Origin of the sequence: Aquirufa avitistagni (assembly GCF_042715545.1) — a bacterium.
Lineage (GTDB): Bacteria > Bacteroidota > Bacteroidia > Cytophagales > Spirosomataceae > Aquirufa > Aquirufa avitistagni.
Genome location: NZ_JBBKXZ010000003.1, coordinates 276,715 through 289,059, shown reverse-complemented (window position 1 = coordinate 289,059; position 12,345 = coordinate 276,715). Strand labels below are relative to the sequence as shown.

Annotated in this window: 14 protein-coding genes; 4 read left to right on the top strand and 10 right to left on the bottom strand. The window is 41.4% G+C overall.

The genetic code is table 11. The features are described from left to right. Positions 1-5: 5 nt before the first annotated feature. Entirely contained in the window at positions 6-1,049 is a 1,044-nt protein-coding gene (locus tag U0R10_RS09725; RefSeq protein WP_377983777.1) for a sensor histidine kinase, read from the bottom strand. 2 nt (positions 1,050-1,051) lie between these two features. Then, a complete protein-coding gene (locus U0R10_RS09720) occupies positions 1,052-1,693 on the bottom strand; it encodes a histidine phosphatase family protein (protein WP_377983776.1) in 642 nt (213 codons plus the stop codon). Here U0R10_RS09720 and U0R10_RS09715 point away from each other — a divergent pair. Together U0R10_RS09715 and U0R10_RS09710 are read left to right on the top strand one after the other, a co-directional pair. Beyond that, positions 1,688-2,185 carry a hotdog fold thioesterase gene (locus U0R10_RS09715; RefSeq protein WP_377983775.1) on the top strand — a complete coding sequence of 166 codons (498 nt, stop codon included), beginning with the start codon at positions 1,688-1,690 and terminating at the stop codon, positions 2,183-2,185. The two genes, U0R10_RS09720 and U0R10_RS09715, sit on opposite strands and share 6 nt — an antisense overlap. After that, positions 2,185-3,294, top strand: coding sequence for a chorismate-binding protein (locus U0R10_RS09710; RefSeq protein WP_377983774.1), 1,110 nt, complete (start codon positions 2,185-2,187; stop codon positions 3,292-3,294). Before U0R10_RS09715 ends, U0R10_RS09710 begins: the two co-directional genes overlap by 1 nt. Here U0R10_RS09710 and U0R10_RS09705 read toward each other — a convergent pair. The 7 genes from U0R10_RS09705 to U0R10_RS09675 are packed head-to-tail and all read right to left on the bottom strand — an operon-like array spanning position 3,291 to position 9,366. Then, complete coding sequence (locus U0R10_RS09705) at positions 3,291-4,613, bottom strand: hemolysin family protein (protein ID WP_377983773.1); 1,323 nt, start codon at positions 4,611-4,613, stop codon at positions 3,291-3,293. The genes U0R10_RS09710 and U0R10_RS09705 overlap by 4 nt on opposite strands. After that, entirely contained in the window at positions 4,614-4,841 is a 228-nt protein-coding gene (locus U0R10_RS09700; protein WP_377983772.1) for a hypothetical protein, read from the bottom strand. A 3-nt stretch (positions 4,842-4,844) separates the two neighbouring features. Continuing rightward, on the bottom strand, positions 4,845-7,388 hold the full coding sequence (ccsA, locus tag U0R10_RS09695; protein ID WP_377983771.1) for a cytochrome c biogenesis protein CcsA: 2,544 nt from the start codon (positions 7,386-7,388) through the stop codon (positions 4,845-4,847). A gap of 2 nt (positions 7,389-7,390) precedes the next feature. Continuing rightward, positions 7,391-7,834 carry a cytochrome c maturation protein CcmE domain-containing protein gene (locus tag U0R10_RS09690; RefSeq protein ID WP_377983770.1) on the bottom strand — a complete coding sequence of 148 codons (444 nt, stop codon included), beginning with the start codon at positions 7,832-7,834 and terminating at the stop codon, positions 7,391-7,393. Further along, positions 7,831-8,037 carry a CcmD family protein gene (locus tag U0R10_RS09685; protein WP_377983769.1) on the bottom strand — a complete coding sequence of 69 codons (207 nt, stop codon included), beginning with the start codon at positions 8,035-8,037 and terminating at the stop codon, positions 7,831-7,833. Before U0R10_RS09685 ends, U0R10_RS09690 begins: the two co-directional genes overlap by 4 nt. After that, positions 8,018-8,713, bottom strand: coding sequence for a cytochrome c biogenesis protein CcsA (gene ccsA, locus U0R10_RS09680; RefSeq protein WP_377983768.1), 696 nt, complete (start codon positions 8,711-8,713; stop codon positions 8,018-8,020). The genes U0R10_RS09685 and ccsA (U0R10_RS09680) overlap by 20 nt, the downstream gene beginning before the upstream one ends. Then, entirely contained in the window at positions 8,701-9,366 is a 666-nt protein-coding gene (locus U0R10_RS09675) for a heme exporter protein CcmB (RefSeq protein WP_377983767.1), read from the bottom strand. The genes ccsA (U0R10_RS09680) and U0R10_RS09675 overlap by 13 nt, the downstream gene beginning before the upstream one ends. 149 nt (positions 9,367-9,515) lie before the next feature. Between U0R10_RS09675 and U0R10_RS09670 the strand changes: the two genes are divergently transcribed. Continuing rightward, on the top strand, positions 9,516-9,755 hold the full coding sequence (locus U0R10_RS09670; RefSeq protein ID WP_377983766.1) for a FeoA family protein: 240 nt from the start codon (positions 9,516-9,518) through the stop codon (positions 9,753-9,755). A gap of 2 nt (positions 9,756-9,757) precedes the next feature. Then, a complete protein-coding gene (feoB, locus tag U0R10_RS09665; RefSeq protein ID WP_377983765.1) occupies positions 9,758-11,884 on the top strand; it encodes a ferrous iron transport protein B in 2,127 nt (708 codons plus the stop codon). Here feoB and U0R10_RS09660 read toward each other — a convergent pair. Next, entirely contained in the window at positions 11,881-12,330 is a 450-nt protein-coding gene (locus U0R10_RS09660; RefSeq protein WP_377983764.1) for a PaaI family thioesterase, read from the bottom strand. The two genes, feoB and U0R10_RS09660, sit on opposite strands and share 4 nt — an antisense overlap. Between the last annotated feature and the right edge of the window lie 15 nt (positions 12,331-12,345).

Sequence of the window (12,345 nt, the reverse complement as noted above, 5' to 3'; positions counted from 1 at the left end):
TAGAGTTATTTGGTTTCAAGGTAAGGCAAAATCATCATTGCCTCCACGTGATTTTTGTCTAATGGACGAATACTTAATTGAGCGGTTTCTCCAAACAATAAATTCAGCCGACTCCTCGAATTCTCTACCCCGACACCGATGGATTGTGTAGATTCTGACTTCATTTGCCCTGGATTAATCACTGAAATCTGAATGTGCTTGTCGATAATTTGTGCGGAGATTGTAATCAATCCCCCTTTGACAGCATGTGAAATACCATGTTTAATGGCATTTTCGACCAATGTCTGCAGCATCATCGGCGGTATTTGAGCCTTTGCACAGGCTGGATTTATATCTATTTTCCAAGTCAAACGGTCCTCGTAACGGATTTTTTCTAATGCTAAATAATCAGCAACTGTGTCTAGCTCCTCCGAAAGAGTGATTGTTTTTTGGCGTTCTGTCAACAAGGAACTTCGGAGTAGTTTAGATAACTGATTGATTCCTTTTTTGGCCTTTTGTGGGTCTTCTGTGATCAATGCGCGCACACTGTTCAAGGCATTGAACACAAAATGGGGGTTCATTTGGGCCCGTAATACCTTGCCTTCTGTGTCTTGAATGGTGCGTTCTAAGCGGTCCTGCTCGCGTTCCATTTCCATTTTTTTATTGGAATATTGGAAAAAGAAATAAATCAATTGCCAGATAGCCAGCGGCTTCATGAAATTGAATAAAATCTGTACCACAATAAATGGGCTCAGTGAAACATCATAACTCTCTTGTAAAAATGTGTAATCTAATGGGATGTTTAACCCCACCAAACACAGCGCCATAAAAAGCAGCGCGAAAGTGTTCCATTGCAACATGCGAAACAAACTCAAATCCTGCCAGTGGAAGTGCTTTGAGATTCGTCGATACTGATGCGTTAAGAATATCGCTAACGTGATATTAGCCAGGGAAGAAAAAAGCCATGCCCATTTCCAGCCATATTGATTTGTGTAAAGTAAGGCCTCATTGAGCGCCCAGGTAAACCAGCCGCCAAATTGCAACGTCCAATAAAGCTGATTTCTTTTCATCCTTACATGGATTCAGGTAAGTCGCGTAAATGATCCGTTTGATTTGCTTTCAACAAATTGAACTTACCTTGTTTGTAGTCATATTGAATGTGGTACAAACATAAATTTTGATGGGCAAACTCGTCCATGCGATGCAAAGGTTTTTCAAACAAATGCGTAAGTAACACACGCATCGCCCGGCCATGCATGGCGATCAAAATAGATTTTTCTTCTGGACGAGAAAGAATTAGCTCAACCACCGGCTTTTGTTTTTCCAATACTTCAATCGGACTTTCGCCCTCTTCGGACTGCACATGCACATTTCCTTCGCGCCACGTTTTAGTCAAATTGCGGTAATAGGTATCATCCGCTGAATTTGGCGTACGTCCTTCTCGAACACCCCATGAAATTTCATTTAATCCAGCATGCTGTTCCCACGGAAGCCCTTTGTTGATGAATGCCTGCACCGACTGGTGTGTGCGCTTCAACGCGGAGGTATAGATTTTATCTAGTTCCAGGTGATGATAATGTGCGTAAAATGCTTCTGCTTGTCTTTGTCCCAATTCATTTAAATCTGCATCGATTCCTGAACCTTGCACAACACCAGAACGGTTGTAAATCGTTTCGCCGTGGCGTATCAAGTAAATGTCTTTAATCGAATGCATAAAAAATGGGGAAAGGGTCTTTATTCGGCAAATATTTCCGAATTTTACCGCACAAAACTACGAATAAATATGTTTAATACGGCCATTTCTCTTGATACCATAAATGCCTGGGCAACGGGAAATATGATCGAGCACGTTGGAATTGAGTTCACTGAAATTCAGGCAACCTATATCAAAGCTAAAATGCCGGTTGACCATCGCACTAAACAACCATTCGGCTTACTACATGGCGGTGCATCCGTCGTATTAGCGGAAACAATGGGCAGCATTGCTTCTAGTTTAGCGGTACCAGATCCGGAGCATTACAAAGGGGTCGGTGTTGAAATTAATGCCAATCATTTGAAATCAGCTCGCGGTGGATTTGTTATCGGTACGTGCATCCCACTGCGTATTGGAAAAACACTTCATGTGTACGAAATAAAAATTCATGATGAGGACGAACAATTAATCTGCGCGAGTCGTTTAACTGTAGCTATACTGAAAGTAGATTAATGTCAAATTCTTGGAATCAATTGTGGAAAAATGCAGTCCAATCTGGGCATGCCATCGCTATTTGGCGCTTACCGAATCAGCCAAATAAACAATTGATTATAGATGAAACGGGAGGAACACCTTATGCATCCATGGATCTTGCCGCATCGCCAAGTGGCTTTATTGTCGCTCCATTTGAAGGAGATCAAACATTTTTATTGGCAAGCCATATGCACGTACTGCCAATTTCAGCGAGTGAGTATGCCATTAGCGATTCGTATGCTCCTATAGCTGCTGATTTGGGCGACCAACTATATTTTACGGAGCAGGTTCAGCGATCAATTGAAAAGATTCAGCAAGGAGAATTTCAAAAGGTTGTCTTATCGCGTACGGCGGAACAATTATTTGATGCCTCATTTGATGTCTTATTGGCCTTTGATCGCCTCTGCGTAGCTTATCCATCGGCATTTGTTTCTGCTGTTTTTCTGCCAGCTTTGGGAAGTACCTGGTTGTGCGCTACCCCAGAAACGCTAGTTTCTCAGGATCGAAATGGGATTTTTAGTACAATTTCGTTGGCAGGAACCCAAGCCGCTTTATTTGCTGATGGTACGCGTATGTCTGTGCAGGAGGTTCGTTGGTCACAAAAAGAGATAGAGGAGCAAGCTTATGTGAGTCGGTACATCATTGATTGTTTCAAGAAAATTCGACTGCGGGAGTATATTGAAAATGGACCTAAAACGGTACTGGCAGGAAATTTAATGCACCTTAAAACTGAGTATTGGGTGGACACAACGAAGTACAACTATCCAGGTTTAATTTCTACGATGCTAGAGCTGTTGCACCCAACTTCTGCGGTATGTGGCACGCCTAAAGAGGCAGCTAAATCATGGATTCATGCCGTTGAAAAGCATGATCGTTCGTTATATAGTGGATATTTGGGGCCTGTGAACGTGGATGAGGAGACGCATTTGTTTGTCAATCTGCGTACTGTTCGTTTAGCCCCTTTTGCGGGTCAAATTAAAGCAACATATTTTGCAGGATGTGGAATAACGGAGGAATCTAATCCGGAAAAAGAATGGCTAGAAACAGAGATGAAGTGTCAAACACTCCAGCGGGTACTAAGTGTCTAGTGTTTTCCTTTTAGTGCTTCTTCTTTCGTGATTTTACCGGTAATAATTACTTTAACCGTATCGATACGCGTGTCCGTCACCGTAATGATTTGAAATTGGAACGGGCTCAATGTAATGACTTCGTTCTCTCCTGGAATGTCTTCATACACGCTTATGAGCATTCCCCCGAGCGTTTCATAATCTCCCTCAGGTAAATTCCAATCATATTTTTCATTCAGGTAATCGATTTCATGTCGGCCTGAAAGCAAATACGTATGTTCATCGAGTACCTTTTCAATCCAGTCTTCGGAGTCGTCATACTCATCTTGAATTTCACCAAAAATCTGTTCCATGACATCTTCCATACTCACTAAACCCGAAGTACTGCCAAATTCGTCTACCACCAAAGCAAGGGATTTTCGCTCCTTGGAAAATTTGATCATCAAATCATTTGCTGGCATAGCTTCCGGAACAATGGGGATGGGTGTCAGGATTGCCAGCAGATCTTTTGGTTTCTTGAAAAGCTCTAAGGAGTGGCAGTAGCCGATTACCTCTTCCAGGGATTCTTTATACACGAGTACTTTGGAGTGGCCACTTTCAATAAATACGTTGGTTAATCCTTCAATCCCTTCTTCAAGTTCTATCGCTGTGATTTCGGTTCGTGGTATCATACATTCGCGAACCTTTACTTGTTTAAACTCGAGGGCGTTGTGAAAAATCTTTGTGTCAACTTCATTTTCTTCCTCCGTCGAAATTTTACGATTCAAATTTTGTAAGTAATGGTTTAGGTCGGTCAGTCCAAAAGCAGGTTTTTCTTCTGAATAGGTAAGACGTAAAACGCGAGTAATAAACCATTTAGAAAGGCTTACGATGCTCCAAACCAGAGGGAACATCAGGGTGTTGATGATCCAGATTGGAATGGCTAAGAATTCAAGTATAGCATCGGGATTGATTAAAAACACACTTTTTGGTGTGAATTCTGAGGTAGTTAGGATGAGGATGGTGGCTAGAATTGAGGCCAACAAACGTGCGATGATTTCATTCTGAATGAATGGAATATTGTGCAAAATTAAATGGTGGAGAAACTCCTCCATGAAAATGCCGTAAGCCACCAGGGAAAGCGTATTTCCAATCAACATGGTTCCAATAAATTGGGATGGACTTTGATTGAAATTAGCAATGATTTTGGCACTCAATATATTTTGTTTCGACTTGAGTTCGAAATACAATTTGTTTGAAGAAACAAAGGCCATTTCGACCCCGGAAAAGAACGCAGAAAAAACCATGGAGGTAATGATTCCAATGATTTGGGCACTTTGTATGGTATATTCGGGCTCCATTTATTGGTCTTTTTTTGATTGTTCTTCTTCCTTTTTCAATCGCATATTTTTCGCAAATTGATAATAAAAAAGACAAGCTACTGCATACATTAGCCACCCATAATGGTAAAATATTTCATTCCAAAAGTCACCTTGTATTTCTCTGGGAGTCGGGCTATTCAAATCAATGATCCAAATAATTAGAAATCCGATGGCACCTGAAAGGCTAAATATTTCTCTGCGGCTCATAGGTTAAGCAATATGTTTCTCTGTCCGACGAAATGTCGCGACAAATAATCCAATAAACATAAGAATCGATCCGACCCAAACCAAATTGATGTAAGGTTTTTCCAACGCCTTGATAATGATTAGATCTTGCTGTGTCGTATTAACCGCAAAGCTAAACTGCTGTGTCTTAGGATCAATCGCTGTAAATTTAATTTTAATTCCAGTTTCTTCACTCTCAAATGCCGGCATGGCTACCATGCCCCCCTTGATAATAAAGGTCGGTTTTAAATCGAATTGTTGGAAATTTTTTCCCAACACTTGGAAACTAGCCTGAACAGCCGCATCAGATTCGCTTAGTTCAACTCCTTCAACTTGGGTTACGCGGTTGACCTCTTTCAATACGGCTACAAAATCATTTAGAAAAAGAGTGTCGCCAACGGATACCGTCGAATTGATTGTTTGGCTCCATTGTTTTTCCTCACCTGCTTCGGCCGCTAAACGTGGATCCAATGAAACATATGTATAAATATCATGGCCCCAAGCATGTTTAACATCCGGTGAAATGGCTGTTCCCATTTTTGGATTTACTTGCCAGCGTGGGAACAAAGAAACTGTTTTCCCTTCTGCATTTTTGAACTCCAGTTCGTAGTAATTATTTTCGGGTTCTACCGTAAGCGTATCTCCTTTTTTGGCAATGGCTGCTCCATCTTGAGTGACATCGCGCAAGGCTACTGCATGGAAATCACCCTCAATAATTTCAAAGTCTTTTTTGTTGTAATACCCAGGCTTCCCGCGCAAGGCAATTTTACGTCCTTTGTAGGTCACTAAATAATCTTGCATTTGGGCGCCCTGTCCTAACCATAAGGGAAGGTTTTCTTTGTTCTCTTTGTTATTGTCCTTTGTAAATTCTTCGACCTTGTTTGAGATCGCAAAACCGGAACGGTTGAGGGAAACTACTTTTGAATAACCTGACGAAAACAATACGCCGATTAGCATAATGGCTAGGCCAACGTGCGCCATTGCGCCACCAGATAGGGAGAATTTTTGCTTGATTAAAAATAACAAAATACTGCCATTGGCAATGGTTGCGAATAAACTACTCCACAATAGGATAATATAAGATACGGTGTAGATCTTACCAATATTGACAAATAAAACAGTCAATAAACTGGCGATTAGCGTCGCATTCCAGAGTGGCTTCCATTTGGTAGACTCCTTAATTTTTCCCCACCAAACAAATTGTCCCACCGCACTGAGTACAGCAACAGCTATAAATATCCAAATTTGAATTTTACTGTAATGCTCCGCTTGGTCTGCCGGAAGTGCTAAATTTGAAACTAGGCCAAATGCTTCCGCGATTTTGTTATACACGGGAATTGAGGTCGTAAATGTTAATTGGAACGCAGAAAGACCTAAAATGGAGGCACCAATAAATATCCAAAATTCCTTCGAATACACGCCGATCTCCTTTTCATCTTTCGGTAAGTCTTTCCATCGATACCAAGCAAAACCAATCGATCCCACTAAGAATGTGAGCATGTAGACAAGTAACTGGCCAGAAAGCCCCAAATCCGTAAAGGAGTGAACGGATGCATTTCCAAGTACGCCTGAGCGATTTAAAAATGTCGAATATAAAACCAAAATAAAGCTCGAAATAACGAGAATAATGGATGTTTTGAGTGCGGCACTTGAATTGCGATAAGCCACCATCGTGTGTATCGCACCGATCAAAATCAACCAAGGCACGAGAGAGGCATTTTCAACCGGATCCCAGTTCCAATACCCACCAAAGTTCAAGGTTTCATACGCCCAATAGGCGCCCATTAAAATACCAATGCCAAGAATTCCGCCACAAGCTAATGCCCAAGGCAAAGCAGGCTTAATCCATTCTGTTAATTTGTTTTTCCAAAGCCCAGCAATCAAATAGGCAAATGGAATTAGGGTCATGGCGAAGCCTAAAAATAAAGTTGGCGGATGTATAACCATCCAGTAATTCTGCAATAATGGATTTAAGCCGCGACCATCTTTGGGAATAAAGTTAGGCTGCATGCTCCAAACAGGTAAATCAGGTTGTGCTTCACGCAATAACAAGAAAGGAGATGAGCCAATTTTTAAGTCGATGACCGGAATAATTACGCCGAGAATCATGGACGTCAAGAACGTTTGTACCAAGGCAAAAACAGTCATTACCGGACCTTCCCAGGTTGGGTTTTTGACCATTAATAAGAGCCCAAGTAAAGCTTGCCAAAAAATCCAAAGTAAGAAACTACCTTCTTGACCCTCCCAAAAACAGGAGATCATAAATTGAAGGGGTAGGGCACGCGAAGCATGCGAAAATGCGTAGTGGTATTCGTAATAGTGATTGTAAATAATATGAAATAGGCTGTAGGCCACCCCAATCACCGAAATGAAATGGATAAAAAACAAGGTGCGCGCAGTTTGTCTCCATTCGGTGTTAATTGCATCCGTTTGGCTCGTCTTAAAATAAGCGAACGTTGCTAATAGCGCTGTAACGAAGGAAACAATGATCAGGCCATGGCCTATTTGGCCAATACTTTCGTGTATCATATTTATTTTATTGCTTCATACGAAGCGGTTGAGTCGGCGGAAATTTTCCCTTCCTGATATTTGGATGGGCACTTCAATAATATTTTGTCACAATAAAAGATCTTGTCGGCCCTCATACTGCCCACCAAAACGATTTTTTCCGATTTCTCGAAATCTTGTGGTTTAGGTGCCGCATAGACTACTTCGTTTTCTCTTCCCAAACTGTCCTGAACAATAAACTGCAGGCGGTTTGCATCTAGAGCTGGATTGAATTGAAGGCCTACGATATGACCTTGCGCATCTTTCTTCAGTTTACCTACCACGTGCACTTTTTGATTTGGATCTTCTTGGCTAATACGTTCAGCCTCATCAAATCCGACGTAAGTACTTGCATCACCGGTGGTAATTAAAATTATCCCGATCGCGATCGCGATAAGGAATAGTCCTACGATATGCGTTTTTTTCATTTTAGGCGGTTTTCTAAGTTGGTAACTTTACGATCCAAGCGAAACAAATACACAAATAAGCCAGCCAAGATGATGCTTACAACGGCAATGACCACATAAATTTTACCATCTGCACGAAATTGATCGGCCATTTCTATTTCAGCTTGCGCATTTGCGAGGAAGCTGATTAAGATAAAAAGTAGACTAAATACGCTCGCTTTCATATGATTCGTTTTCTTCGATTAAGTTTTCAATGACTTTAATTCGGATGCGTAAGTTGGCAATCCAAAATCCCAACAACGTCCATCCAATAATTGCAGGATAAAACACCATGCGCATGCGATTGTCTAGGTCCATGGAGTTAAACCCTGGGTTCCCCCCATTTCCTGGGTGAAGTGAATCTGTCATACGCGGCAGAATCCAAATGAGTACCATGAACACGACAAAGGCAAAAATATTGTATACAGATGATATCCGAGCTTTTTGTTGGTCGTCAGGTAACGAGGAGCGCACCAATAAATATGCTAGGTAAATCAAGAGTCCTACCGCCACGGAGTTTAATTTAGGATCGTTTGTCCACCAATCGCCCCACGTAAATTTAGCCCAGAAGCTACCAGTCACTAGACCCAAAAGGGCAAAAATAAGGCCTGTTTCAACGTAGGCATACGATTTGGTATCAGCTTGCAAATCTCCTTTTCGGAGGTATTGAATAGAATGATACACGGAAGTACCAAGAAGAAAAATCATGCTAAACCACATGGTTACGTGGAAGTAGAGATTTCGCACTGTTTCATTCAGGATGGGTTGACGTGGAACGCTTCCATTTAATCCCGCATAGATGGTGTAAAAAAGAAGTGCGATACACAGGAATTTCGAGAAGTTCTTTTTTAATGTCTCCATATGTAAGGGAATAGGATGCCTGATAAAACAACAACAATGGTATTTAAAGCGCCCAAAAGAGCTATTTCGTCCCAATTTTCTTGAATGGAAATTCCATCCATGGCACTTTTAGATATTTTCAACACGAGTAATAACAAAGGAATGATAATAGGGAAACTTAAAACGGCCATTAATGTTGCCGAATTTTCCGCTTGCGCTGCAATTCCAGCCATCAGAGAGAGTGTGGAGGCTAGGCCTATTGACCCTAATATGATTGATAACAGGTAAAGTGGCATGTTGCCAACGGGATTGCCCATCACCCAGGAATAAAATACGATGCCAACGAGCGAGACGCTTATCATGATAAGTGAATTGTAAATAATCTTGGAATAAATCACCGCTTCAGGGCTTACTAGCGTGTAATAAAAGAGATTTCGCTGGCTCGGTTCTTGCGTAAAACTTTTACCGATGGCATTGATTGCGATGAACAGAATGATAATCCAAAACAGGGTATTCCACGTGATGGAATTGATTGTGTGCTGTTTTGCTTTAAAGGAAAGGTAACATACGAAAATAGTAGAAGCCAAATAAAGCAGCAAGCCTTGAATGGCATAGCGCTGACGCCATTCCATTTGCATTTCTTTTTTGACTAAAACAGGTATGTGACCGAGCATTTTGATTAAAAAATCCTAAAGGACACGCAATTTACTACAGAAATTTTGCTTTCAGGTACAATCCGAACTAAAACTATTGCTTATCATTTTTTAGGTCAAAAATACTTAGTACATTTGACCTAATTTTGAATAATTCTAAATAAGTAGACTTGAATACGCGTAAGACTTTAGCTGAATTGAAAATAGGAGAGCGTGCTGAGATTGTCGGTTTTACGGATGCGTTGCTGTCATTGAAGTTATTGGAAATGGGTTGTTTGCCTGGTTCGGAAATTGAAATGACACATTTGGCTCCCTTTGGAGATCCGTTGGCCATCAAAGTTTCAGGCTACACGTTAACCATGCGTAAGGATGAGGCGGCTACGATTCAAATTAATCTACTAAACAACTGATTTTGTCACAAAAGCCTAAAATAGCGTTAATTGGTAATCCAAATGCAGGGAAATCTTCTTTGTTCAATAGCCTAACCGGTTTGCGACAAAAGACGGGAAATTTTCCAGGTGTAACCATGGATAAGTTGACGGGCACATGGGAAATTGAGCCGGGTCAAGAGGTTAATATTTTAGACTTACCAGGTATTTACAGCATTTACCCTAAGTCGCTGGATGAGGAATTGGTGATCAATATTTTGGGGAATCCAACCAATGAAGATTATCCTGATATGGCGATTGTTGTCGCTGATGCCTCTAATTTAAAACGTAATTTATTGCTTTTTTCGCAGGTGCGTGATTTGGGAATTCCCACCGTACTTGCGCTGAATATGATCGATGTTGCTGAGACAGAGGGTTATGTAATCAACTCAATCAAGTTGGCCCGCGAACTCAACGTCGAAGTAGCTGAAATCAATGCTAAAAAAGGAATTGGGATTAATGGATTACGATTAGCCGTAGGTAAAACCTTGGCAAATCGCTATGCTTCAAATGATGCATTGCCATTGCCGGTGGATGAACAAATGCTAGCCGGAATACAATTGAAGTTTGGCGAGGCAGATCCGTACCGGTCTTTGTTATGGCTGATGGAACATGATCGCATGAAAATGTTTTCACCAGATCAGCGAAAAGCATTTGATGCGATTCAAGATGAATTTCAATTCAAATCGGAAGAGTACAAGACTTCTGAAACCGTCAAGCGCTATGAAGCTTTGTCGGAAGTAGTCGAGCGTTGTGTAATAAATTTAAATCGCCAGTGGGATGCACCTCCGGTTAAAACATGGACGGACCGACTTGATTCTGTTTTTTTACATTCGATAGGGGGATATCTCTTTTTCTTCCTATTACTTTTTGTCATGTTTCAGGCAGTCTTTACCTGGGCAGCGTATCCGATGGATGCCATCGATGCTGGTGTTGCTTATTTAAATGACTGGTTGAAAACAGTATTGCCAGCCTCCGCACTCACAGGGTTGTTGACCGATGGACTTGTTGCCGGTATTGGCGGTGTTTTGATATTTATTCCCCAAATCGCATTCTTGTTTTTCTTCATTGCGATGTTGGAAGAAACAGGTTATATGTCTCGTGTCATGTTCATCATGGACAAGTTGATGCGTCGCTTTGGCCTAAATGGTAAATCTGTCGTGCCGTTAATTTCGGGTGTTGCTTGTGCCGTTCCGGCTATTATGAGTACGCGGTCGATTGGCTCTTGGAAAGATCGTTTAATCACGATTATGGTGACGCCACTCATGTCTTGTTCCGCTCGACTGCCTATTTATACGGTGTTGATTTCGTTGGTGGTTCCTGAAAAGAGTACCTTATTTGGTCTGTTCAATTTACAAGGCCTTGCCTTGTTTGGGATGTACTTATTAGGCTTTTTAATGGCTATTGTTTCGGCATGGGTCATGAAGCAAATTTTACAAGTGAAGGAGCGGAGCTATTTCATTATGGAATTGCCCACATATAAAGCTCCTAGGTTTAAGCACATGGCGATCTCGATTTTAAATTCGGTGAAAGCATTCGTTTTTGAAGCTGGGAAAATCATTGTAGCGATTTCAATTGTCCTTTGGGTATTAGCCAGCTATGGTCCTGGGGATAGCATGAGCCAAGTTGATGCGCAAGTAAGACAAGCTAATCCAACGCTTTCTGCTGCCGAATTATCCAATCGGATTGCTTCAGAGAAATTAGAAAATTCGTATGCAGGCCATTTCGGGCACTTTATTGAGCCTGTTATCAAGCCATTGGGTTATGATTGGAAAATAGGCATTGCTTTAATTACGTCCTTTGCAGCGCGTGAGGTATTTGTTGGGACGATGTCAACCATTTACAGTTTAGGTGGTGAGGTCGACGATGAAAATGCAACGATTAAGAATCGGATGCGTGCGGAGATTAATCCAGAGACAGGTAAGCCACTTTATGATGTGGCGCTTGGGTTTTCGTTACTGATATTTTATGCCTTTGCCATGCAGTGCATGAGTACCTTGGCGACAACCTATCGCGAGACAAAATCATGGAAATATCCGGCGATACAGTTTTTCTACATGACGGCACTCGCCTACTTGACCGCCTTTATTACGTATCAAGTATTAGCTTAGAATTGGACTGGAATTGAAGTCGCGGCTAAGTTGCTCGTGCTCTTAGCTAACAATTTACCTTCTGCGTTGTAAAGTTTAGCTTCTACGTTTGCGATTTTTTTACCTAGACGGTACACTTCTGAAACGGCTGTTATTTTTTCGCCGGCTTTGGCTCCAAAAAGAAAGTCAACGTTTAAGTTGATGGTCACATATAGATGTTCAATCTTTAGCGTAATCAGCGTCATCCCCATGATTTCATCTAAGATGGTGGTGATGATTCCTCCGTGCATGACTTGTGCATGATTGCACTGGTCAGGTCGCACTTCAAATTCAGCAGTTATTGACCCTGCGGAGGCTTTTAGTAGCGTACCATCAAGGTAGGTAGCGATAGGGCTTGGGTTTCCATCCGCAATTTTTTTATTTAAATGCTGATTTAAATAGGAGAGAATTGATTCGTTAGGGATCATCTTAGGCAGTTAAAA

What these genes read in the sequence shown, in the direction of transcription:
- U0R10_RS09725 (WP_377983777.1), bottom strand. Translation starts at nt 1,049, where the DNA reads ATGAAAAGAAATCAGCTTTATTGGACGTTGCAATTTGGCGGCTGGTTT.
- U0R10_RS09715 (WP_377983775.1), top strand. Translation starts at nt 1,688, where the DNA reads ATGCATAAAAAATGGGGAAAGGGTCTTTATTCGGCAAATATTTCCGAA.
- U0R10_RS09720 (WP_377983776.1), bottom strand. Translation starts at nt 1,693, where the DNA reads ATGCATTCGATTAAAGACATTTACTTGATACGCCACGGCGAAACGATT.
- U0R10_RS09710 (WP_377983774.1), top strand. Translation starts at nt 2,185, where the DNA reads ATGTCAAATTCTTGGAATCAATTGTGGAAAAATGCAGTCCAATCTGGG.
- U0R10_RS09705 (WP_377983773.1), bottom strand. Translation starts at nt 4,613, where the DNA reads ATGGAGCCCGAATATACCATACAAAGTGCCCAAATCATTGGAATCATT.
- U0R10_RS09700 (WP_377983772.1), bottom strand. Translation starts at nt 4,841, where the DNA reads ATGAGCCGCAGAGAAATATTTAGCCTTTCAGGTGCCATCGGATTTCTA.
- ccsA (WP_377983771.1), bottom strand. Translation starts at nt 7,388, where the DNA reads ATGATACACGAAAGTATTGGCCAAATAGGCCATGGCCTGATCATTGTT.
- U0R10_RS09690 (WP_377983770.1), bottom strand. Translation starts at nt 7,834, where the DNA reads ATGAAAAAAACGCATATCGTAGGACTATTCCTTATCGCGATCGCGATC.
- U0R10_RS09685 (WP_377983769.1), bottom strand. Translation starts at nt 8,037, where the DNA reads ATGAAAGCGAGCGTATTTAGTCTACTTTTTATCTTAATCAGCTTCCTC.
- ccsA (WP_377983768.1), bottom strand. Translation starts at nt 8,713, where the DNA reads ATGGAGACATTAAAAAAGAACTTCTCGAAATTCCTGTGTATCGCACTT.
- U0R10_RS09675 (WP_377983767.1), bottom strand. Translation starts at nt 9,366, where the DNA reads ATGCTCGGTCACATACCTGTTTTAGTCAAAAAAGAAATGCAAATGGAA.
- U0R10_RS09660 (WP_377983764.1), bottom strand. Translation starts at nt 12,330, where the DNA reads ATGATCCCTAACGAATCAATTCTCTCCTATTTAAATCAGCATTTAAAT.